General features: G+C 55.5%; 20 protein-coding genes. 8 read left to right on the forward strand and 12 right to left on the reverse strand.

The features are described 5' to 3' along the window. Positions 1-49: 49 nt before the first annotated feature. Positions 50-511, forward strand: coding sequence for a hypothetical protein (locus Pla52o_RS07795; RefSeq protein WP_146594009.1), 462 nt, complete (start codon positions 50-52; stop codon positions 509-511). Here the strand turns inward: Pla52o_RS07795 and Pla52o_RS07800 are convergent. The 5 genes from Pla52o_RS07800 to Pla52o_RS07820 all read right to left on the reverse strand — a co-directional run bounded on the left by Pla52o_RS07800 (position 469) and on the right by Pla52o_RS07820 (position 4,892). Further along, on the reverse strand, positions 469-1,041 hold the full coding sequence (locus Pla52o_RS07800) for a hypothetical protein (RefSeq protein ID WP_146594010.1): 573 nt from the start codon (positions 1,039-1,041) through the stop codon (positions 469-471). The two genes, Pla52o_RS07795 and Pla52o_RS07800, sit on opposite strands and share 43 nt — an antisense overlap. 19 nt (positions 1,042-1,060) lie before the next feature. Beyond that, positions 1,061-1,465, reverse strand: a complete 405-nt coding sequence (locus tag Pla52o_RS07805; protein WP_146594011.1) for a hypothetical protein — start codon at positions 1,463-1,465, stop codon at positions 1,061-1,063. Positions 1,466-2,223: 758 nt separating this feature from the next. Continuing rightward, positions 2,224-2,580 carry a hypothetical protein gene (locus tag Pla52o_RS07810; protein ID WP_146594012.1) on the reverse strand — a complete coding sequence of 119 codons (357 nt, stop codon included), beginning with the start codon at positions 2,578-2,580 and terminating at the stop codon, positions 2,224-2,226. Between the two features lie 939 nt (positions 2,581-3,519). Then, positions 3,520-4,221 carry a transposase gene (locus tag Pla52o_RS07815; protein ID WP_146594013.1) on the reverse strand — a complete coding sequence of 234 codons (702 nt, stop codon included), beginning with the start codon at positions 4,219-4,221 and terminating at the stop codon, positions 3,520-3,522. 119 nt (positions 4,222-4,340) lie between these two features. Then, positions 4,341-4,892 carry an FKBP-type peptidyl-prolyl cis-trans isomerase gene (locus tag Pla52o_RS07820; protein WP_231612168.1) on the reverse strand — a complete coding sequence of 184 codons (552 nt, stop codon included), beginning with the start codon at positions 4,890-4,892 and terminating at the stop codon, positions 4,341-4,343. 705 nt (positions 4,893-5,597) lie between these two features. Here Pla52o_RS07820 and Pla52o_RS07825 point away from each other — a divergent pair. The 5 genes from Pla52o_RS07825 (at position 5,598) to moeB (ending at position 12,799) form a co-directional block, all read left to right on the forward strand. Then, positions 5,598-9,518 (forward strand): outer membrane protein assembly factor BamB family protein, encoded by a 3,921-nt coding sequence (locus Pla52o_RS07825; RefSeq protein ID WP_197169084.1) that lies wholly within the window; start codon positions 5,598-5,600, stop codon positions 9,516-9,518. 5 nt (positions 9,519-9,523) lie between these two features. After that, a complete protein-coding gene (locus Pla52o_RS07830; protein WP_146594015.1) occupies positions 9,524-10,498 on the forward strand; it encodes a hypothetical protein in 975 nt (324 codons plus the stop codon). An 86-nt stretch (positions 10,499-10,584) separates the two neighbouring features. Continuing rightward, entirely contained in the window at positions 10,585-11,355 is a 771-nt protein-coding gene (locus tag Pla52o_RS07835) for a HesA/MoeB/ThiF family protein (protein WP_146594016.1), read from the forward strand. A 16-nt stretch (positions 11,356-11,371) separates the two neighbouring features. Further along, positions 11,372-11,641: a MoaD/ThiS family protein gene (locus Pla52o_RS07840; protein WP_146594017.1), complete on the forward strand. Its 270-nt coding sequence runs from the start codon at positions 11,372-11,374 to the stop codon at positions 11,639-11,641. Next, positions 11,642-12,799: a molybdopterin-synthase adenylyltransferase MoeB gene (gene moeB, locus Pla52o_RS07845; RefSeq protein ID WP_146594018.1), complete on the forward strand. Its 1,158-nt coding sequence runs from the start codon at positions 11,642-11,644 to the stop codon at positions 12,797-12,799. 515 nt (positions 12,800-13,314) lie between these two features. On the opposite strand, the gene Pla52o_RS07850 is transcribed toward moeB, so the two are convergent. The 6 genes from Pla52o_RS07850 to Pla52o_RS07875 all read right to left on the reverse strand — a co-directional run bounded on the left by Pla52o_RS07850 (position 13,315) and on the right by Pla52o_RS07875 (position 19,942). Beyond that, complete coding sequence (locus Pla52o_RS07850; RefSeq protein WP_146594019.1) at positions 13,315-13,953, reverse strand: ABC transporter ATP-binding protein; 639 nt, start codon at positions 13,951-13,953, stop codon at positions 13,315-13,317. Next, on the reverse strand, positions 13,950-14,816 hold the full coding sequence (locus Pla52o_RS07855; RefSeq protein WP_197169085.1) for an ABC transporter permease: 867 nt from the start codon (positions 14,814-14,816) through the stop codon (positions 13,950-13,952). Before Pla52o_RS07855 ends, Pla52o_RS07850 begins: the two co-directional genes overlap by 4 nt. Before the next feature lie 217 nt (positions 14,817-15,033). Further along, a complete protein-coding gene (gene modA, locus Pla52o_RS07860) occupies positions 15,034-16,542 on the reverse strand; it encodes a molybdate ABC transporter substrate-binding protein (RefSeq protein WP_197169086.1) in 1,509 nt (502 codons plus the stop codon). Positions 16,543-16,913: 371 nt separating this feature from the next. Continuing rightward, complete coding sequence (locus tag Pla52o_RS07865; protein ID WP_197169087.1) at positions 16,914-17,126, reverse strand: hypothetical protein; 213 nt, start codon at positions 17,124-17,126, stop codon at positions 16,914-16,916. A gap of 58 nt (positions 17,127-17,184) precedes the next feature. Continuing rightward, a complete protein-coding gene (locus Pla52o_RS07870) occupies positions 17,185-17,949 on the reverse strand; it encodes an SDR family NAD(P)-dependent oxidoreductase (RefSeq protein WP_146594022.1) in 765 nt (254 codons plus the stop codon). 292 nt (positions 17,950-18,241) lie between these two features. Then, positions 18,242-19,942, reverse strand: a complete 1,701-nt coding sequence (locus tag Pla52o_RS07875; RefSeq protein WP_146594023.1) for an AMP-binding protein — start codon at positions 19,940-19,942, stop codon at positions 18,242-18,244. A 215-nt stretch (positions 19,943-20,157) separates the two neighbouring features. Between Pla52o_RS07875 and Pla52o_RS07880 the strand changes: the two genes are divergently transcribed. Together Pla52o_RS07880 and Pla52o_RS07885 are read left to right on the forward strand one after the other, a co-directional pair. Further along, positions 20,158-21,333 carry a thiolase family protein gene (locus Pla52o_RS07880; RefSeq protein WP_146594024.1) on the forward strand — a complete coding sequence of 392 codons (1,176 nt, stop codon included), beginning with the start codon at positions 20,158-20,160 and terminating at the stop codon, positions 21,331-21,333. Beyond that, positions 21,334-22,194 carry an MBL fold metallo-hydrolase gene (locus tag Pla52o_RS07885; protein WP_146594025.1) on the forward strand — a complete coding sequence of 287 codons (861 nt, stop codon included), beginning with the start codon at positions 21,334-21,336 and terminating at the stop codon, positions 22,192-22,194. It abuts the gene before it with no gap. A 47-nt stretch (positions 22,195-22,241) separates the two neighbouring features. On the opposite strand, the gene Pla52o_RS07890 is transcribed toward Pla52o_RS07885, so the two are convergent. Further along, positions 22,242-23,273, reverse strand: a complete 1,032-nt coding sequence (locus Pla52o_RS07890; protein ID WP_231612169.1) for a fatty acid desaturase family protein — start codon at positions 23,271-23,273, stop codon at positions 22,242-22,244. Positions 23,274-23,408 lie beyond the last annotated feature (135 nt).

Consider the following 23,408-nt stretch of genomic DNA (forward strand, 5'->3'; position numbering starts at 1 on the left):
AGCAACACGGAAAGCGTCACAATAATGGTCGTAAGTACAGACCGGTTCGATGGAACGTTTTGCGGTCGTTTCGCACCAAATTCGGCACGATCCACAGCGTTCCACACTCGAGCGTGCGAGAGTGCTGTTTTGGAGGTTCGGACAACGGATCGTAGATGCGGTTTTCACGACCTCGATTCTATCCGATGGCGCGGCGGTTGGTGCCAGTACGAACGCCAAAAAGTTTTTTCGTTGGCTGCCAGTCCACGCACCTTCACGACGCACGGGGCGAAGGTACGAGCAGCAAGTATTCGGCAATCGAGCTCTATCCAAGGCTGGCGGCATCGTGCCGAAGATGGCGACGACATCCTGTCGTCGCTGGTCATTTCGCGCCGGTGCGATCAAGCGTGCGCGGGTCGATGCCCGCGTTCGACATCCTGCCCGCCAAGACGCAAAGCCGCCTCGCGGCGGCCGCATGAAAGCGAAGGTTCACTCCGGTGCATTGGGCGTGTCATTCCGCGAAGAAGCCTGACCCGTTTGATTTCTCCCCTCATTCTGCCATGCTTCAATTGAATCCAGAACTGCTTGAACTTTCGGCGGTAGCTCTTGACCATCAGAAATTGAGAGTTCCTTTCTAACCCACTGATCTAGTCGGAAATCAATTGCTAGGCCTTCCCGGGATGCGATCAGATTTCTAATAAAAACTGCGGCAAGCAACATTTCCTGGTCCGTCGGAAGCCCGCCAGTCAGTACGGATGCTTTTTGATTTGTGTCAACAATAAGACAGAGGCCGAAACGTTCATGTAAACGATAGCCACGCAAGTCAATGCCAGCAGTCGGACTAAAGCGAAACATGCTTTTCTCTGCTGAACCTAAGACCTTTGTCGAATCCAATGTATCTTCTCGAAGCGGGACAGCGGCGGAAAAAGTTCGTTCGGCAACCTGTTGCTTTGCTCCGACTTCATCTGCAACCGACCAGCCAACGAGCAGCGTTGCAGAATATAGAAACGAACCGATCAGCAAAAAAACACCACAACGCTGAAAACTAAACTTCCGAATCATCTTATTGCCAAAAATCAGGTTAACGCATTCCAGGAAATGGGCTGGGTAGCGGATTGCGAGGTGGCGGCACGTGATCGAAAGGAGGGTACTCATTGTCCACCTCTGGCGGTCTTCCAGGTTGATGCCCCGCTTGATTCGCCAGGATATTGGTCAACAGTTTATCCTTACTTTTCAGGTCGCTGCAATGACTTTCGCAGCTCGCTTTACCCGCCTCGCCCTCACCAAAATTTTTGCCGCTTTGAGGATTCAAGATATCAAGGAGGAGAGATTTTGCCTCTTCGATAATCAGTCGCACATGATGTTGCTCATGACCGTAAGCTCCCGAAACCGATAGCCCATCCGTTCCATCAAATAACCATCCGCCGCCATCGTCTCGAATCTGCTGAACATCAATGAATAAGAAAATCTTAACTTCAATGTTCACATGTTCGAGAACCCAGTTTCCACAACTCTCCTCACAGCTAATGCGTACGCCTGGCAAGTCAGGCCGTAACGGATGCCCCCCAGAGGAGTGCCAATCCAGCCCATTCCAGGAATGCCATCTTCGTCGATCAATGTTTCAATAGTGACACCCTTCCAATACTCCAGCCCGTAGGGATCCAAAAAACGAAGAGGGTTACCATCTAGGCCCTCGAACAGATTCCAACGACTTCCCTCGAAGCCGATAGGATATTTGGAGCAAGACTCCAATCGTCGGCAACTGTCGTAAATGCAAGTGGATTTGCCGGTGCGTTTTGCGAGAGTTTCGACGCAAACTCGGCGCGATCGACGGCGCTCAACTCTCGCGTGCGCGCGAGTGCGGTTTTTCGGTGTCGGACGGCGGATCGTAGATGCGGTTTCCACGCCTCTGATTGTATCCGATGGCGCGGCGGTTGGAGCCAGTACGATACCGAAAAGCTTAGTCTTTAGCTGACCGATCAGCAAAGGCTGGTTGATGGATGGCACCGTTCAGTTCTCTCGCCCGGAAGAACCAACGCCTGGGCGGCTTCGTGCCGCAGGTGTGGCGGACTTCCTGTCCGCCAACGAAAAACGGCAGCCTATCGGCTACCGTTTCATTGTCGCTTCGCTCCGGTGCAACTCCTAGTTTACCCAACAAAGAGACCTGACCCATTTGATGGCTTCGACCCATTTGATGGCTTCTAGATGGATTTTTTTGACAGGACGGAAACGCTGCCATTTTCCTTAAGCACCGAACAGCATGAAGATCATCGCTCCTGACACCCCGATCACAATGCCAGCAAAAATAATAATACCCAACACTCGACGAAGGATTCCCGCTTCAGGCGGGATGGACCGAAAACCAATCGTTACGGCAACTGTGACTGCTGTGATCGGCATCAATGCGCAAGCAATCCTAATTGCCGTGGTCGTGATTGGATGAGGCGAGGCAATCGTCCAACCAATAGCGACAACAACGAACGATAGGAGCAGTATTTCAATTCTGACCAACCACCTGATCGGAATGCTATTCATTGCTCTGGCATTCATTCGGCGTGTAGCAACCTGCTCCCGTTCCAATCGCACTGTTGATACCAACATCTACGCAAATCCAAGTAGCCAACTGCGAGTTTATTCCGGGATTAGTTATCACTCCGGTGGATAGGTTAATCGCACCACTACCGGCAGACTGAAAACCAGCAGCAGCCCCATAGCCCGTCAAAGGGCCAACAGCTGGTACTGGACTAAATGCACCAGCCGCGGCCCCTGAGATTGGAATGCCTGTACTGCCTGCTACGGTAGTGCCAGCTTGTCCACCCGTCGTAGCCCAGAGGCTCGAACCAGCCCCCGTTCCTAAGGTATTGCTCCCAGTAATTGCCGCCGCATTTCCCGGGGAAGTGAAGTGTGTTAATCCAGAGGAAGCGTTTCCGGCCGCAACACCCGCGCCGACACCTGCGAATACGCCAGAGACAGTCCCGCCAACTGCTCCCGCGATCGCTCCACCACTCGCAGCGTTGCCTGGATTGAAGCCGGTATTACCTGAGATGCCCATGCCTACACCCGCGGAAATACCACCGCCGATTGCACCTGAGATCGCCCCGGCTGCAGCACCTCCGCCAGCACCGGCTAAAGCACCAGCGGGTCCACCCACAACAAATCCGACGACTGCACCGGTGATAGCCCCGGAGATTGCGCCGGTCACAGCGCCTGCACCCGCCCCAACCAGGATGTTTCCAACGCCGCCCCAAAAGCTCAGCCCATACGGATCGACCGTCAGCAATACAAAGTACGCATCGTATAGCGACGTCCCGTCAACATACCCGATAGGGTCTCTGGAGCAAGACTCCAATCGTCGGCAGTTGTCGTAACCGCAAGTCAGTTTTGTAGTGCGTTTTGCGGGGCTTTGGTACGAAGCTCGGCGCGAGCGACAGCCATTAACCCTCGCGCGTGCGCGAGTGTGGTTTTTGGGATTTCGGCGGCGGATCGTAGATGCGGTTTTCACGTCGTTGATTGTAGTCGATGGCGGAAAAAACAAATGGGTCAAACCTCTTTGTTTTCATCAGGTGGTAATGGTCGCACTCTTGGTCGTCCGCGAGGTCGCATTGTGGATTCAAGATCCAATCGTCGCGCGATGGATTCGACCCACCCTTCATCGCCAAGTGGTGCTCCACGCTGGGCGCAATTGCGGATGGCTTTGAGTTCATTGTTGGTAAGGGGTTCATTGACTCGTTCAACCCAGTTTGGCAGCCGTGCTATCGGCCATGGGGAGAGCAGCTTCGGTTCAGGGGCAGGGCTTTGCAACCAACGCCAGAGTGAACCCCAACGCCAATCCTCTGCGTGAGCGACCATCTCCGCACGCCGAGCATTGCGTTCTACGTAGCGGCAAACCACGAAGAAGTGTTCGTCATCTTGAATCGGAAAACTCTTGAAACGGCCCTGATAGAGATGACCTTTCCCTGTCGTGTGGTAATGAGCATTGTATCGCATCGTGTGCGTGCCACCCACCCACTTGCAAAATCGCCCCATTTCGCCATCGACAAGTGGTCGTAAGACCAAATGCCAATGCGTACTCATGATTTGGTACGCGAATAGTTGAACCTGGTAAAGCTGCAACGCTTCGCCAAGAACTTTCTCAAAAGCGGCGAAATCTCCCTCTTTGCGAAAGATCTTCGCACCTAAGTTAGCGCGGTTCAGGGCGTGATAAATCCCACCCGCTTCGTCGGCTCGTGGTGATCTAGGCATTTCAATAGCCTACCGCCTGCTCCCGCTGAAACAAAGAGGTTTGACCCATTTGATTCGTGCGCCGTGTCGAATCCGATGCTGACCTTTTTGCCCCCACGGGAGACGTGTTTCAATCACGCCTAGTCGACATGCACGAGTTCGACGATGAAGTGAAGGTGCGAGTGAGGAGGAATCGAGCCTGGGGAGCCGCGTTCGCCGTAGCCGAGTTTTGAAGGCACCCACAGTTCGATCATTCCGCCCTCGCCAACGAGTTGCAGTCCTTCGGTCCAACCGGCAATGACATTTCGCAAGGGAAAGGTGGTTGGTTCACCTCGCTCATAGGAGCTGTCAAACACTTTTCCACCATTGAGCCAGCCGCGATAGTGGACGGTCACCGTGTCGTCGGCCGTCGGCTTCTTACCGTCGGACTTTCGCAGAATGCGATACTTCAGTCCTGAATCGGTCGCCGAGAACTCGAGTGCGGCATCCGCATCCATTGCCCCCGTTCCGGCTTGAAGTTCAGGCCTGTCGACAAACGAGGTTGGTTTCCATTTCGCTTTTGGGGCATCCGGAGTGACCGGCTCGGAAGTAACCGGCTCGGAAGAAATGTTCGGACTGGATTTCGCGGTGGAGCGACATCCCGGAACCAGGAATACGACGCTCAATAGACACCAAGGCAACCAACGCTTCATTGTCGTTCCAACGCTCCAGTCTCGCATCAATCCAAACCGCCCACCGGAAGCGAACCTTGCCTCCATTCATCACTGGGCCTCCATTCTCCGTTGGGGAGGTTAGCGAATACAGGCATTTCTTGAAAGTCCGTAATTCGGCAAGCGTTGCGTTCACACCGTAACTCACTTGACAGGCGAGCTCGTTGAAAAGGCTGCGAAGTCGCACGTAAAAACTCGCCGCCAGCAGGTCAACGCTCTGGGAATCCCCCCCACAAAAGCAAGTCCATCGTCGGTTCACGAACCAAAAACGAGACTATCGATCTCGTTTGTTGTCGCAGTCGCTGTCGCTGTCCATTTAGCATCACGGTTGTTTTGTTTTTCATAATGGGGGCGGTTACTGATAAAGTATGCCGCAGTGCTGAGCCTCCCCCCTCCCCTGCGCCATCAGTCGTCTATACTGGATGCGGTGTAAGCTCCGAGCTTACGCCACTTCATTGCCCTTACGAAACTTGCTGCTGTGTGGCTGTGTCTGACTTGTTTACCCGGTCGATGCAATCAATTACTCGGTCGATGCAATTAGATGGATGATGCCAAACTATGTCCCCACCCAACGCTTCTGCCCCACCCAGTGTTTCTGTTCGTGGCAGCATTCGATTGTGGCTGCTGGTCGTAACGACTGCCCTTGCACATGTTCCATTACCCACATTCGCCTCGGATGACTGGCCGATGTGGCGCAACGATGCGCAGCGTTCGGCAGCGACGACCAACACGGTTGCCGATTCGCTCAGCCCGCTATGGCAGCGAGAATTCGCACAGCGCGTGCCTGCCTGGGACGATCCGCTTAATCTTGACTTGATGACCTACGACCGGATCTTTGAACCGATCGTCGTCGATGGACGAATGTTCGTCGGGTTCAATGATCAAGACAAATTGCAGGCGCTCGATGCAGACACGGGTCGTGAACTGTGGTCGTTCGTCACGGAAGCTCCCGTGCGTTTACCACCGGTGGGATGGCAGAACAAAGTCTATTTTTGCAGCGACGATGGTTTCCTGTACTGCGTTAACGCCGAGGATGGATCGCTCGAGTGGAAATTCAGCGGCGCACCGAATGCCCAACATGTGATCGGTAACCGACGGCTCACGTCAGCATGGCCAGCTCGCGGCGGTCCCGTGGTGCGTGATAATCGAGTCTACTTCGCTGCCAGCATTTGGCCTTTCATGGGCACGTTCATCTATGCCCTCGATGCAGAGTCCGGCGAGATCCAATGGCTCAACGATAGCACCGGTGCTCAGTACATTAAACAGCCCCACAGCGCTCCATCCTTCGCCGGCGTGGCGCCTCAAGGTGCCCTGGTGGCGACGCAAGACGAATTGATCGTGCCGGGCGGCCGCTCGGTTCCCGCTGTCTTGGATCGGGCCACCGGCGAATTACGCTACTTCGAATTGAACGCAGGTGGCAAGGGAAGCGGCGGATCGTTTGTCGCTGCGGCGGACAATTTCTTCTATGTGCACACGCGCGGTAAAGGAACGCGAGCCTTTAATGTCACCACAGGAAAGAAAACGGCCTTCATGCCTAACGAACCCGTGTTGACGCCCGGTACCATCTATTCAGCAGAGATGGTCGACGATCAACCGATGGTCCGGGCTTATGGAACAGACGAAAAGTTAATCTGGGAAATCGCCGCCGATGGACGCGGCGATTTGATCCTAGCCGGCGACAAACTGATCGCTGCAGGCAGTGGCCACATCACTGCGATTCGCTTGCCCAGCCAAAACAAGCCGGCTGAGATCGTATTTGAATTGCCTTGCGAAGCGCAAGTAGAGCGGTTGCTAGTCGCTTCCGAAAAACTCTTTGCAGTCACGCTCGACGGCAAATTGCTGGCCTTTGGCGATAGCAAGACTTCCCCTGCTCGGGCGACCGAACCGTCTACTGAATTACCTGCCGATGGAAATGTCGTCGCACAACAGGACCAAACGCCGGGCGGACAGAAAGCCGCCTGGGAAACCACCGCCGCAGACCTTCAGATCGTGCAGCAAATGCTCGCTAGCTCGTCGCCCGAAGGCTATGCTTTTTGGTATGGATCCACCGATTCGGGCATTGCCCGCAGCTTGGCCAGCAAATCACCGTTTGTGCAACTGGCCATGGTCGATTCGGAAATGCAGCGCGTACACCGGATGCGCAGGCAGCTAGATTCACAAGGTATTCAAGGCGTCACGGTGCATCATGCCCAGGCTGCTGCGTTTCGTGCGCCGCAGTACGTGGGGCACATGGTGTTCATCGCGCCCGATTGTGTGGCAAAGATCGTCGATGAGATTAGCAGCACGGGGCGTCAATCAGAAACGCTAGCCAGCTTGTATCAAACGGTCCGCCCCTATGGAGGCACGCTGCATCTGTTGACTTCCGATAGCAGTAGCGATGAAAGTGCCGACGCGATAAATGCGGAGCGTTTGGCGACGCTCGTCGATGCGTTGGAGCTGGAAAAGGCAGAGGTCGAAGTTCGCGACTACGGGGTCTGTGTCCGCCGCGTCGGAGCGCTGCCCGGTTCCGCCGATTGGACGCACCAAAACGGGGACGTGGCCAATACGCTTAAGTCCAACGATAGCCGAGTCAAGCTACCGCTGGGCGTGCTGTGGTTCGGCGGCAATAGCAATATGGACATCCTGCCGCGGCATGGTCACGGACCACCGGAGCAAGTTGTCGGAGGGCGATTGTATATTCAGGGTATGAACAGCCTCAGTTGCCGCGATGTCTACACGGGCCGCGACATCTGGAAACGAGACTTTGACGATCTGGGAACGTTCGACGTCTATTTTGATACGACGTATGAAGATACGCCTCTGGATACGAAATACAACCAAGTCCACATTCCCGGCGCTAACGCACGAGGCACCAACTATGTCGTGACCGAGGATCGTGTTTACATGTTGGTCGGTAACGCCTGTTTGGCACTCGACCCGCTGACCGGAGAAACGCTGCATCAAATCGAACTGCCCCACGATGACAACGGCGATCAAGCCGAGTGGGGATATATCGGCATCTACGAAGACGTGCTGGTTGGCGGGTTGGGATTTGCCAAATATCGCGAGCGGCATGACTTGGAGTTCGAATCGGACAAAGGTCTGAGTGCGAACAAGGCTGGCTTCGGTTCGAAGAGTCTCGATCGGGCGGCGAGCGCAGGATTGATCGGTTTTGATCGCCATACGGGCAAGCAATTATGGCAGGTCATGGCCAAGCATAGCTTCTGGCACAACGGCATCGTGGCGGGGGGTGGCAAACTCTATTGTCTGGACAAAAACCCCAGTCACATCGAAGAGGCCTTGTTGCGCCGCGGCCAACCCGAGCCTGACGACTACCGTATCCTGACCATGGATTACCGAACCGGTCAGACGTTATGGGAAGTCGCGGAAGGCATCTTTGGAACTTGGCTTGGCTATTCGCCGCAATTCGATCTGCTGCTTCAAGCTGGCGCCAAGGCCAGCGATCGCTTGACGTCCGAAACCGGCCATGGCATGACCGTCTACCATGCGGCTGATGGTACGATCAAGTGGCAGAACCCAGACCTGGACTACTCGGGGCCCTGCGTTCTGCACAATGATTTGATTATCACCAACGCAAACTCTTACGCTGAATCTGCGGGTGCCTTTCACTTGCTGACCGGCAAGCAGCGAATGGTCAAGAACCCGTTGACGGGAGAGCTCCAGCCATGGAAGATCACGCGTGCATACGGATGTAACAGCATCATTGCCAGCGAAAACATGCTGACGTTCCGCTCCGGTGCCGCCGGGTATTACGACATGTTGACTGAAGGTGGCACGGGCAACTTGGGTGGTTTTAAATCGGGCTGTACTTCGAACCTCGTCGTGGCCAACGGCGTACTCAATGCGCCTGACTATACACGAACGTGTAGTTGCGCTTACCAGAATCAAACCTCGTTGGCATTGGTCCACATGCCCGACATCGATATGTGGACGATTGACTTGATTGCAAACAACGCTACGCCCGAGCAGTTGCTCGAGCGCATGGCGATCAATTTCGGCGCACCCGGGCATCGCCGACAACCCGATGGCCAATTGTGGATGGAGTATCCCGTCATGGCTGCCGACTCTATTCCCATCGATATCCAAACCAATGCCGAGGCCAAGCCATTTCAGCATCACTCGTCGCTAGTCAAAGGCGTGGATCGGCCCTGGGTGCTGGCATCGGGCTTGGAGGATCTGACCGAATTGCGGATTGGCATGCGAGTCAAATCACCCCCGGCCAAGGCAGCCGCTAAAACATCCAAATTGAAAAAAGCAGACGCCACGGCAAAAACGGATACTGCGACGAGCCGGCGCCGTGAGCAGTTGGTCGCGACCACGGTGCCGGAGGTCGACGATCCGGTTCACCACTACGATGTGCGGCTGCATTTCTCTAGTTCGCCCATTACCAGCCAAGGCCGACGAGTCTTCGATGTTTACGCGCAAGACAAATTGGTGATCAGCGACGTGACGATCGACCCGGCCGACGGTTCGGGCCAGCAGACTGCGGAGCATCTGCTTGAGCAAATTCCTATCGCTGGCAATCTGCGATTGCGGTTTGTGCCCAAACAAGGCTCTGCTGTCCTGTCAGGCATCGAAATCGATAAACGTGAAACGGAGAAGAAGTAGTCAAGATGAAAAAGCCTTTGCAAATTTTTCTATTGATCGCCACGGCGGTGGTCGCATCCGCCGCCGCTTCGATGGCTTGCCAAGTCCCGGTGTTTCGTTACGCACTGGAACGATGGTCGGCCGATAAGTACCAAGTCATCGTGCTTTCCTCGGGCCCCCTCGAAGGAACTTCGCAGACCAACCTGCAGCGATTGCAAGCGTCAGCGGCGGAGCAGGGAGCCAATTTCGAGGTGGTGACAGCCGACGTGGCGACGATTGAGGACCGTCGTTTACTCGAGCTATGGCAGCAGCATCAGCCCCACGACTCGCCGCTCATGATCACGCTCTATCCGCGTTCGGCCGAACAGGTCCCGGACCGCGTGATCGAGGCAGGCGCACTCACCAGTGATGCTGTGTCACGTTTGCTGCATTCACCCGTGCGAAAGGAGGTTGCTCAGCGATTGAGCAGTGGACAATCCGCAGTCTGGATTTTTGTCCCCAGTGGTGATGCGGACAAAGACCGCTTGGCGATGCGAGCCCTTGAGCAGCGTCTAACCGCTAATCAACAAATACTGAAGGTGCCCACCGCGGAAGAGCTGGATATCGCCCCGCTGCGTTTGGAAAACAACAAGATCCCGCTGCGGATTGAATTTTCGGTCGTGACGCTTGACCGCCAGGATCCGCAGGAAGCTTTCTTGTTAGCCGCACTGACACACAGCGAGGCTGGATTGCCGCAGACCGAACCGCAAGCGTTCCCAGTTTTCGGGCGTGGCCGAGTCTTGTATGCGTTAGTGGGTCGGGGAATAATGCCCACGACGATCGATACTGCCTGCAAGTTCATGGCTGGCCCCTGCTCGTGCCAGGTCAAGAATCTGAACCCGGGTTTCGATTTGCTGTTGTCGCATGGCTGGGACGACGTGGTAGCGGGATCGATGATTTCGGATGCCTTGCCCGCTGAGTCCGCTGAACCCGTCCTGCTGACCATTCCCCCAGGCCGCTAAGAATCGCGTTGCTTGGGAGGTGGACGAGGCTCGGAATCACGCGATCCAATTTCACCTTGACTCTCGCTTGCTCATTTGAATTCAACATGCACTCTCACCAGTCACTTACCGCCGAAGAACATGCCACCTACGAGTGGCAGATGTGGGTTTCCGATTTCGGCGCCGCAGGACAACAGAAACTCAAAAATGCATCAGTGATGATTTCACGCGTCGGCGGCGTCGGCAGCGTTGTGGCCTATGAACTGGCCGCTGCAGGTGTGGGCAAGTTGATTCTCGCCCACGCTGGAAACGTTAAACCGAGCGATTTGAATCGGCAATTGCTGATGACTCACGATTGGATCGGCAAGCCGAGGATCGAATCCATCCGGCGACGCTTGCTAGAACTAAACCCACGTTTAGAGATCGTGGCGGTCGGTGAAAACGTCGGCCCTGAAAATGCTGCCCAACTAATCGAACAGTGTGACGTCGTCGTCGATTGTGCGCCGCTGTTCCCCGAACGTTTCCTCATGAACGAGCAAGCCGTTCGCCAAGGCAAACCGATGGTTGAATGTGCGATGTACGAAATGGAAGCCCACATCACTACCATTATCCCGGGTCGGTCCCCCTGCCTGCGGTGCCTATTCCCTGAAGCTCCTCCGACTTGGAAACGTCAGTTCCCCGTGTTCGGCGCCGTCTCTGGGACTGTCGCCTGTATGGGCGCGGTCGAAGCGATCAAAGTCATCGCGGAAATCGGCACCCCCTTGGCCGGTCGGTTAGTAAAAATGGATCTGCGTGATATGAGCTTTCGCACCCTGAATTTTGCACGTCGCAGCGATTGCCCGGTGTGCGGCCAAACACAGCAATCCATAACCGAGTGAAAGGAGCTCCTAAGTTATGAACGTCATCATTCCCACTTCCCTGCGTCAGCATACCGGCGGCCTTGGGATCATCGATGTCCAAGGCCAGTGCGTTGATGAAGCACTGCTGTGCTTGGTCGAGTCGCATCCTGCGCTGAAACCGCAACTACTCGATGCGTCCGGAGGCCTGCTCTCTCACGTCAACGTGTTTGTGAACGATACGAACTCGCGAGATTTGGACGCGGGTGCCACCCCCCTTGCCGAATCCGACGAAATCTTGCTGGTGCCAGCGATCGCGGGTGGATAGATGAGCAAGGACAACACGGCATTGTCGCCCGAGGAACTCCAGCGATACGCGCGGCATCTCAGTTTGCCGGAACTTGGCTTGGCGGGGCAAGCCAAACTGCGTGCCGCTTCGGTACTGATCGTGGGAACCGGTGGCTTGGGTTCACCGGTGGCAATGTACTTGGCCGCTGCCGGTGTCGGGCGACTGGGAATGATCGATTTTGATCGCGTGGAATACTCGAACCTGCAGCGTCAAATCATTCATACGACTGATAGTGTTGGTCGCTCGAAGGTCGCGTCGGCAGCCGAGGCTGTTGCCAGGATCAATCCACTGATCACGGTCGATGCGATCGACGCCGCACTGACAAGTGAAAATGCAATGAGTATCGCCGGTGACTATGACATCATCATCGACGGAACCGACAATTTTGCGACGCGGTACTTGGTGAACGATGTCTGTGTGCTGCTGAAAAAGCCGAACTGTTACGGTTCGATCTTTCGCTTCGAAGGCCAAGCGTCCGTGTTCGGTCACGCGGGCGGACCTTGTTACCGCTGCTTGTATCCTCAACCGCCCGCACCAGGAACCGTACCGAATTGTGCCGAGGGAGGTGTGCTGGGAATCCTGCCCGGAATCGTAGGTACAATTCAGGCCACTGAAGCGATCAAGTTGATCCTGGGAATCGGTAACTCATTGTCAGGCCGATTGCTGCTGATCGATGCCGCCGAGATGAGGTTTCGAGAGTTGAAAGTGCGACGCAGCGCCGATTGCCCCGTGTGTGGTGACGCGCCGACGATTACCGCGCCGATCGACTACGACCAGTTCTGCGGCTCGTCTCCGGCCAGCGAGGAAACGGACGTACAAAGCCGCTGGGATATTGAGGCGAGTGAGCTGAAGCAAATGCTCGATGACGGCACGGAGTTCGTTTTGGTTGACGTCCGCGAGCCCCACGAGCACGAGATCTGCAGCTTGGGAGGAACTCTAATCCCACTTGCCGAACTTACCGATCGCCAACACGAATTGCCAACCGACAAAACCATCGTTGTGCACTGCAAACTCGGCGGTCGCAGCGCTCAGGCGGCCCATCAACTGCGAGAGCTTGGTTTCAAGGACGTCCGCAATTTGCGTGGCGGGATTGATGCCTGGGCCACCCAGATCGATCCTTCGATGCCGCGATACTAATTCGCTACGCCGCGAAGCACTTAGAGACGGCAAATTACAGCATTTGCGTTCCGTAGCTACGCTCGCCAGAGCGTGGATGGTTGCCGGCCAATACGAATCACCACCTTCTGGCGAAGGTAGCTACGAGAATATGGTTCTTCGCTGCTGTTCGCTACGCTCAAACCACCGGCAAATTACGGCATTTGCGTTCCGTAGCTACGCTCGCCAGAGCGTGGATGGTTGCCGGCCAATACGAATCACCACCTTCTGGCGAAGGTAGCTACGAGAAAATCGTTTTTCGCTGCTGTTCGCTACGCTCAAACCACCGGCAAATTACGGCATTTGCATTCCGTAGCTACGCTCGCCAGAGCGTGGATGGTTGCCGGCCAACACTAATCACCACCTTCTGGCGAAGGTAGCTACGAGAAAATCGTTTTTCGCTGCTGTTCGCTACGCTCAAACCACCGGCAAATTGCAAAAATCTCTATCGCGATTGCGGCGAAACCAATGTGCGACAGGAACGATCAAGGCAACGCTCATTCGGCGGTGATTTTGCCGTCATCGAGCACAAACCGGCGGTCGGCAAGCGCGGCCGCCTCTGCGCTGCTATGGGTGACATGCAGCGTCGTCACGCCGGTGGTTTCCTTGACCCGCCGCAGCAACTCACGCATCTCCAGTCGCGTCGATTCGTCCAGTGCGCTCAGCGGCTCATCGAGCAACAACACGCTGGGATGAAACGATAACGCTCTGCCGAGCGCCACACGCTGAGACTCTCCGCCACTGAGTCCATCAATCTTGCGGCTTAGCAACGACGTGATACCCAGCATCTCGCTCAGCTCTTCAGATCGACGATTCATCTCGGCACGCGATTGGCCACGCAGCTTCAGAGCAAACGTCAAGTGTTCGGCGACGCTAAGCGTGGGAAACAACGCCAGGTCTTGCGGTACATATCCGATTTGTCGGTCGCCGGGCATCCAATCGGTGACGTCCGTTCCCTCGATTAGTATTTGGCCATGATGAATTCGGCGGAGCCCGCAGATCGCTTCGAGGATCGTTGTTTTGCCACGTCCGGTGCGGCCCATCAATGCCACGTATTCGCCCGAGCGGATTTGAAACGATAGCTGCCTCAGTCGGAATTCACCCGCCCCAATGGTGATGTCACGTAGTTCAATCATGCCGTCAATCCTGTTCCCAAAACTCGCAAGACCAGCAGCACGATGACCGCCATCGCGACCATCAGCAGAGACACCGCGACGGCGGCATCCAGCTGTCCGACACTGAGTTCTAAAAACACCGTCGTCGAGAGCACCTCCGTACGCATTCGTGTCGCGCCGGCAAAGACCAAGATCGGTCCGAATTCGCCCAACGCCCGTGCCCACGCAATCGTGGTTGCCGCGATCATACCACGCCACGCCTGGGGGATCGCGATCTGCATGAACGCTTGGGCGCGGGTACAGCCGAGCGTGCGTGCGACGTCTTCGGCACGAGGGTCGATCTGATCGAACGTCACTCGCATCGTGCGCACGGCAAACGCACAGGCCACCGAAAACTGCGCCAGCACCACGGCGGGCCAGCGATAAGTCACGGGAAAACCGACACTGTCGCGAAGCCAGGCTTCGAGTTCCCAACCACCGACCGGAAGGTGAAATAGAATCAACAAACTAAGGCCCAGCACCAGCGGCGGCAGCACAATCGGGATGTCCACCAGCGTATCGATCATCCATCGTCCGGGAAAACGATAGCGAGAGAGCAGATACCCCAGCGGCGTGGCAACCCAAATCGAAAGGATCGCAGCAGCGGTACAGGACAACATGGTCAGCCGAAACGCTACTTGGATTTCCGGCTTCGCCAGCGCCGCAGTAAAGTCAGAAAAGGATGTAAACAGGATATCGGCAGCCAACAGCAAAACAATCAGCAGCACAAAGAGAGCGGAAATCGCGCTCATGACGAAAAAGAACGGCACATCGCTTCGTCGGCGACGAACTGCAAGTCCCTTCTTTGTTGTTACCGTTACGCTTGGTTCGACTTCGCTTGTCATTTCGTCAGAGCTGAAGAGTTGTAGTTTTTTGAAGCCGCAAGATTGGTGATTGCTTTCTTAACCAAAGACCACCGCCATCGTAGCCTCGGGCTATGTCGAGTGCAGGACCTTGGCCATAAAACTCGGGGCGATATTATCCCGTGCCGTGGGCAAGGCTGTCCAGTGCCATGGGCAAGGTTGTCCAGTGCCGCGGGCACATCAATGCCGCGCACGGCGGTCATTCTCCCTTGTTCGCATCCAATTGCCAGCGGAAACCTTCGGCGGCGAATATCCCCTGTGATGACTGCGAACAGATTTGTTGGAACAACCGTCCGGCCAATTCTGGGTACTTTGACTCTTCCGCGACCGCCCAGGGTTGCGTTGCGACGCTACACGAGATGTCTTGGATTCGGATCGCATCCAACGACTCCGAGGCCCCCGCTGCGTTACTCAAATAAGCCACGGCGGTGTCGAGTGAACCGGTCAGCAACTGATTCACCAACATATCGCCCGTCGGCGACTGGACCGTCACGTTGGGCATCACCTCTTGCTGAATACCACTTTCACGAAACGTGTTTTGAGTGACCCAGCCCATCGCACATTGCTTCTCGTGTCCAATCCCCACTCGCAAGTCCTTGCGAGTTAAATCCCGTAACGATCGGATGTTTTTCGGATTGCCTTTTTGCACCAAAATCACCAGTTCGTTTTGGGAGACCGGAACCGGCTCGGGAAACAAATCGTGAACTTGGTTCATGAATTCCGAATCGCAGGCGAAATAGGCGTCCGGATGTTGCCCCGCCTTCATTTGAGCAACCAAGATTCCGCAGCCATTGTAAACCCGGTTGACCTTGATGCCCTCGCGTTTTTCAAACGCTGCGATCGTGTCCTCGATTGCGGGACGCAACATCGAGCCAGCAAAAATCGACAACTCCGGCACGTCGCTCCAAGTGTCTCCGCCTCGGGTGCGAAAACCGAACTCAGCGTAGTGCTTCAGTCCGCGGTCTCGCGCCGAAAGGTAGCGTGCGAAATGAAGTGCCGCCTGGGGTTGGTCCGTCGAAGCGATCACGCCTACCGAAATTTGAGATGCGGCATCCGCCAACTCAGGCAACTCAATGTACTCGAGGTCGTCATAGGTATTCAGTACCGCGTCGTACACGATTCCAGCATCTGCGGCACCGATCGCAACATCATTGGCAACTTCGTTGACCGTTGCGCGTGACGCAGTCACGGACGACTCGATCAGCTCCCACTGGCCATCCGCACTCAGAACCTCACGTACGACTTTGCCAATCGCGGCCGTATCGGGACTGGCCATGACCAACCGCACCTCATCGCGGAGCAGGTCCGAGAACTGCTCGATCGACTTTGGGTTGTTCCGCTTGATAGCGACCACGGCCTGCATGCGAGCGATCGGCACCACCTCCGCGACCAATTGCTTGTCGCGAGCCATGTCGAGATAGCTGTCATCGGCTGGCAAGAACAAGTCTCCCGATCGAGTCACCTCAATGGACGACAGCAAGGTTTGTGACGGCCCGTACTGGATATCAACCTTGCGACCAAACTCTTGTTCGTAGTCCTCGCGAATCGACTCCATCACTGCGCGATTGCTGGCGGCACAGTACAGCATTATCGATTGTGGTGGATCGTCCGAGGTCGCGTGATTGCCAAGGTTCAAAATGGCAAAGATCCCAGCCAGCAAAATCACCGACCCGATGATGAGTAGTAAGATCCGATTCTTTGATGACATGTCTACCAATTCCATGCTGTCGAACGAAAGGAATTAAGCCAGCATACCATGATCGATTTCCTGCATCGCCACCCTCTAAACCTTAAACAAGCGAGCTTCGCTTGTTTCCTTATGCTTAGGTTCCAACATCCATTTCACGTTCGTTCCAATCGGAACGCCTCTCGTGGTCGGTCACGATAGAAAGAATTGACCTGCCCCCACCCCCTACTCTCATAACAGTGGACCATGAATTAGGGGCATTCCATAGCGGAGCGTCCCCTTGCCATAGCCATTCGGGGGTGAACCAATTCGTTTCGCTATGATTTATGCTTCTTCGTTTCCGTCGAGGGTTTCCGTCGAGGGGTTTCTTCGCCCCGGCGGTGGATGACTTTTTACGATTGAGGGTTTGCCCAAAGCCAAGCTCGACAAATCGTTGCCTGATAACCGACGGTCTTGGCACAAAAGAAAACAGCATTCGCAATCGGAGTGAGTGTCCATGCCGGCGCCTCTGCATCCGCCTTGAGCAATATTTGAGCACGGCGAACTTTGGGGCCGGTCCACTTGAGCTTGCGAATTAACTCAGCGACGATTTCCCAATTGGACACAACCCTAGCTTTCACGCATGACAAAGCACTCGATAAAAAAACGCAATGCCCATTGGCTCTAGCGAGGCCCCATCCGTACGGCGCCATCGAGTCGCAGCGTGCAACCATTGAGCATCGCATTGTTGAAGACGTGCGTCACCAGTGAAGCAAAATCGTCGGGCTCGCCCAACCGTTTGGGAAACAACGTTTGATCGATCAGCGACTGACGTACTTTGTCCGGGGCGGCTTGCATCATCGGCGTATCGAAAATCCCAGGCGCAATCGAAACGACACGGATTCCATGCTGACTCAGTTCACGCGCCAATGGTAGCGTCAGTGAGGCAACGGCGCCTTTGGATGCAGCGTAGGCCGCTTGCCCGACCTGGCCTTCAAACGCCGCGACCGATGACGTCATGACCATCACGCCTCGTTCGCCATCCGTGTCCGGCTCGGACCGTGAAATCGCCTCGGCCGCCAACCGCATCGTGTTGAACGTCCCGTTTAGATTAATGTCGACGGCGCGGCGAAACGCATCGAGCGAAGCGACACCCTCGCGAGGCAACAAACGCTCCGCGTGCAACACCCCCGCACACGCAACCACGCCACGCAAGCTGCCAAAGGCTGCCTCACCCGCCGTGATCGCCGCTTGCATGTCGGCTTCGCTCGTGACATCGGTTCGCACATAGAGCACACGATCGCCAAGCTCTTTTTGCACTTCCTCGCGTGGCGAAGCCAAGTCAGCGACGGTGACTCGGGCTCCTTGGCGAGCAAGAGAACGGACACACGCCGCTCCTAATCCGGAACTGCCACCGGTTACCAACAGATGCGATTGATCGATTTGCATGAATGAATTGACTCCAATCTTGATGTCCGAAGGCTCGCGGAACGAAGGAACGCGCGGCACTAAGCGCTACGTTATAACGATCCACCTGGAATCGTGTAGCGCGAGCGTCAAAAAAGCGGTTTGCAAACACCAGCCCGTCCCGATCAACGACGCCGAATATGCCGCTGCGACGATGATCGTTAAGTACGAGAGAGAGCGTTGAATTCCGCCCCCGAAGCTGATTCGTATCGCCCTGAGTTTCGTAGTCTCACGAATCCGAATGAAGTGAACGCCAGCGTGATTGGTGAGCGACTCAGGCGGTTTCAATGTTCGCGATGTCGTGAAGGCCCAGTTCCGTGATCGCTTGTTCTCGGATCTTAAACTTTTGGATTTTGCCAGTCACGGTCGTTGGAAAACGTTCGACGAACTTCCAGTAGCGTGGCACCTTGAACCGCGACAACGATTCACCACAAAATTCACGCAACTCCGCTTCGGTTGCCGTGTCTCCGCGTTTCAATTTGACCCACGCCAAAACCTCTTCCCCAAATCGACGATCAGGCACTCCCACGACTTGCACGTCTTCGACCGCGGGATGTTCGTAGAGACGTTCTTCGATCTCTCGCGGGTAGATATTTTCGCCGCCACGGATAATCATGTCGTGCAAACGCCCGGTGATGCGATAGTATCCGTTGGATTGCCGCATGCCGAGGTCTCCGGTATGCAGCCAACCGTCGGCGTCAATCGCCGCGGCGGTTCGGTCCGGCATGTGATAATAACCGATCATCACACCATGCCCACGTCCACAGAATTCACCCTGCACGCCATCACCAAGTTCCTGGCCCGTGTCGGGATCGATAATCTTCGCCTCAAAACCCGGCAATGTCTGTCCCACAGTACCGACGCGAAGTTCGATGGGGTCGTCCGTACGCGTTTGAGTGATTAACGGCGAAGCTTCGGTTTGACCATACCCAATCGTGATCTCGTTGGCCCCCATCTCTTCGGTGACCCGTTTCATCAACTCGATCGGACAGGGGCTTCCCGCCATGATGCCAGTACGCAATGAAGTCAGATTGCGTTGCGGATAGTCGGGGTGTTCAAGTTCCGCAATGAACATCGTCGGCACCCCATATAGCGAGGTGCATCGTTCGTGTTCAATCGCACCGAGCGTTGCCTCGGCGCTAAAGCTTTCCGCCGGAAAAATCATCGCTGATCCGTGGACAACGCATACCATCGTCCCCAACACGCAACCGAAACAATGGTACAGCGGAACCGGCAAACAAATTCGGTCACGGTGATCCAACCGCTGAGATCGCCCCGCGTAAAACGCGTTGAGCAGCACGTTACGATGCGACAACATCGCCCCTTTGGGATGTCCGGTGGTTCCGGAGGTGTACTGAATATTGATCGCGTCGGTGGGTCTTAAAGCGTTCGCGATGTCTTCAACTCGCTGTTGCGAAACAGACTCGCCACGCGAGTAAAGCTGGTCCCACATCAAGGCATAAGGTTGACGATTGCCACGTAGTGCAATGATCCATTCCAATTTGGGGAAAGCCTTGCTCTGCAATTGACCGGGCGACGCAGACGCGAGTTCGGGACAAGTTTGGCAAAGCATGTCGAGAAAGTGCGATGACTTATAGTGATCGATGAGTGCCAAGCCACGCACATCGGACTGTTGCAACGCATACGCTAACTCGCTGGCGCGATAGGACGGGTTGATGTTGACCAACACGACGCCGATTCGCGCCGTGGCAAACTGTAGCAAAACCCACTGCGGAACGTTCGTCGCCCATACCCCAAAATGGTCTCCAGGGACAAACCCCAGACCCAACAACCCTCGTGCGATACGGTTAACGTCCGCATCAAACTCAGCCCATGTCATGCGAGCACTGGCGGCGCAGAACACAAACGCATCATCGTCGGGAAACCGCCGCGCCGTGCTTTGCAACACTTGCCCGATCGTCAATCCATCGACCCACGGTACCGACGAATCACCCTCTTTTCTCGTGACGCCCATTTTGTAACTCCCGAGTTCGAGTTCCTTCTATTTTAGGCTATGGGTGTCAAGACGAGCGTTTGAAAGTTGCCAAAAATAACTCGTCCCTCTAGCGGTGGTTGCATACAATAGAGGAACGGTGGTTCTGAGTGGCAATTCGGGTTAGGTTGCTTACCAGATTGACTCCGTAATCCGTAAAACGCTGCACGCTGTTTTCGTTTTCAAAGGGTCATCCGATGCAGGACGCCTTTATCCTTTCCGCCTGTCGTACGCCGATCGGACGGTTCCAGGGTGTGTTTGCGTCGGTCCCCGCAACTGAGCTTGCGGCGATTTCAATCCATGAAGCGGTCACCCGAGCCCACTTGTCGTTCGCGGCAATCGACGAGGTGATTCTTGGTCACGTATTGACCACCGGGGTTGGCCAAGCGCCGGCACGCCAAGCAGCGCTCGCCGCGGGACTTCCCGTAACCGTCGCTGCCTATACCGTGAACAAGGTTTGTGGATCTGGGTTAAAAGCGGTAATGTTGGCGGTCCAGGCAATCCGCTGCGGCGAAGCGAATGTCATCGTGGCCGGAGGTATGGAGAACATGAGTCGATCGCCCTGGGTTCTCGCTCGTAATTCACCGCCGCTTGGAGACCGCGTACTTGTCGATTCCCTCATGCACGACGCGCTCGTCTGTTCCTTCAGCGGATGTTCGATGGGAGCCATTGCAGAGCAACTCGCCGACAAAGCGGGCATCGGCCGATCCGACCAAGACCGCTATGCGTTGGAAAGTCATCGCCGTGCACTCGAGGCAACCCAAGCGGGTGTTTTTACATCGGAGATAGTGCCCGTTACCACGGGACACGAATCAGCGCAGGTGACCATCCGATCCGATTCGGGGCCTCGTAGCGACAGCACACTGGAGCGGTTGTCCGCGTTATCGCCTGCGTTTCGCGATGACGGAACGATCACGGCGGGAAACGCCTCGATGCTTAGTGATGGCGCTGCGGCAGTGGTCGTTGGCAATCGTTCCGCCTGTGATCGATCGAGCCAAACCCCCTTGGGCCGCGTCGTGGCTGCTGCCACGTCAGGTGGCAAACCGAGCGACGTGTTCACCGCACCGGTCGAAGCAATCCTGGAAGTCGTTCACAAATCGGGGCACGCGTTAAGCGATATTGATCTCTTCGAAATCAACGAAGCCTTCGCGGTCGAGATGATCGCGTGCATCGACCAGCTCGCGCTGCCCTCCGATCGCGTCAATATTCATGGAGGCGCGATTGCTTTAGGACACCCCATCGGCGCCAGTGGCGCTCGGGTGCTGGTAACGTTGCTACACGCGTTAAAACATCGTGGAGCCCGATTGGGCATTGCCGCGCTTTGTTTGGGCGGAGGTAACGCCGTGGCCATGCTCGTCGACAGGAACGTTTGAATGAGTGCCTGGATTCGGCTCGGCGAAATCGAATTGTTGCCCGTTAGTGGTGGGCGATTGTGGATCGATGGCGGCAATATGTTCGGCGTGATTCCACGCATGCTTTGGCAACAAGTCGCCGTTCCCGATGAACAACATCGCATCTTGGTCGAAACCAATTGTGTGCTGGTTCGCACGGGAACTTCACTTGGTTTGATTGATACCGGATACGGCAGCAAAGCAGCAGAGAAGATTCGCAACCGCTACTCCATGGAACCGGGACTGCCATTGCTGCGGAACCTCGCCCGCTGCGGCGTTGCCCCTGAGGATATCGATTGGCTGATTCTATCGCACTTGCATTTTGATCATGCCGGTGGCGCGACGTATCGCGATCCGACGGGGCAACTACGCCCGACATTCCCACGTGCTCGGCACTTCGTGCAACAGCGTGAATGGGACGACGCCACCGGAGAATTACCCGAGTTAGCCGGCGCGTATTTTCTCGATGACTTCGTGCCGCTCTTGGATGCCGGGCAACTCGAACGAGTCCAGGATGCCGCAGAAATTGTCCCTGGAGTCTCGGTCGCTCTGACCGGTGGCCATACACGCGGGCACCAAATGGTGGTGTTGCACTCGGAAGACTCCTGGGCGGTCTACCCCGGCGACCTCGTCCCCACAGCGGCTCATCTGGAAACGTTCTGGACTTTGGCGTACGACCAATTTCCATTAACAGTCCGCCGTTTAAAACCGGAAATCATTCACGACATCGTCTCACAACACCGGATCATCCTCTTCTCGCACGATCCCTCCACTCCCGCTGGGCTACTCAACCACGCCGTGGACGGCAAACTCGAGATCACGACCCCTTGGGCTTCGAGATAGCTTCCCCCATCATTCAAGCCGAGCGAGTGGGCCATTCTGCAAAAAGCTTACGTTGAAGCGCGGGCGGTGGATGCTTCCGCACGCAGTTGGCGATTTCGCTTGAACAAGCTGATAATTCCTGCGGTCAGCGAGCGTTCTTCGGTTTTGCGGTAGGGTGAGTCTGCGGGCAGCGATTCCATCAAACGGCGATGGGCTTCGGGCATGGCATGATAGGGCAATGATGGAAACAAGTGGTGCAACGCATGGAAACGCGTCCCCACGGGGCCCCATAATTCCGTGATCCAGGCGTGATGCGGATAATTCACCGAGTCGAGCATCTGATCCATGAATGCCATCTCCTCTCCGTCATTGGACCAGCGGTGAGACCCAATCGTACGCACCGAATTAATGAAGATGATGCACACCGAGAGCAGATACGCTTGGATCAAGAATGGCGTCGGCCATTGTCCGACCAAGATCGGTACGACGACGATGATCGCCAGACTCCAAAGAAAGCAGAAGAACTCTTGAATGTAGATGATCTTCATCGTTTGCTTGTTCGGCAGGGGACGGATGTAGGTTGGATCCATCACCATCGACGAAGCATGTCGGTGGACGAAAGCTCGGAATCCCGGAATGGTCCATGCCAACGGGGTGAGCAATAGAAAACGAACCACCGCGAAAATGGGAATCACCAAGGACCAGGAAAGGTAGAACAAAATCTGCCACGTTTGTTGATGTTCCAAAGGCATGTACTCTCCGTCATGCTTCGTCCCATAGTGCTTGCGGCGATGATGATCAATATGCGTGTAGTAGACAAACGACGGAATCAAGAAGGGGATTCCACATAGTAGATTCCAGGTGATTCGAAACCATTTCAGTTGCCGAGTATTTCTCTGATGTACCACTTCATGAATGAACAACGAAGCTCGGTAAAACAGCAAACAAGAGGCAAAAAAGAAGGCGATTTGTTGGAAACTTCCCGTATATCCCTGGTGCCGTTGATAGATCGGCCCTCCATGAACCATGCTGTAGCAATACGCGCCCGCAGCGTACGTCAAGAGAAAGTCGGTCCAATAGATCCAAGCGCGCGGTCGCAAGAGATCTCCTATCTGGCGACGGCAATCGGCGAAAGAAAAATCAGAAGGAGTTGTCGAGGGTGATGACATGGCTACGTTGGCGAAGTAGAGAAATTGTCCATTGCGTATATTGTTCCGTCGGGACAACTATGTCAA

It is taken from the genome of Novipirellula galeiformis, from assembly GCF_007860095.1.
GTDB classification, from domain to species: domain Bacteria; phylum Planctomycetota; class Planctomycetia; order Pirellulales; family Pirellulaceae; genus Novipirellula; species Novipirellula galeiformis.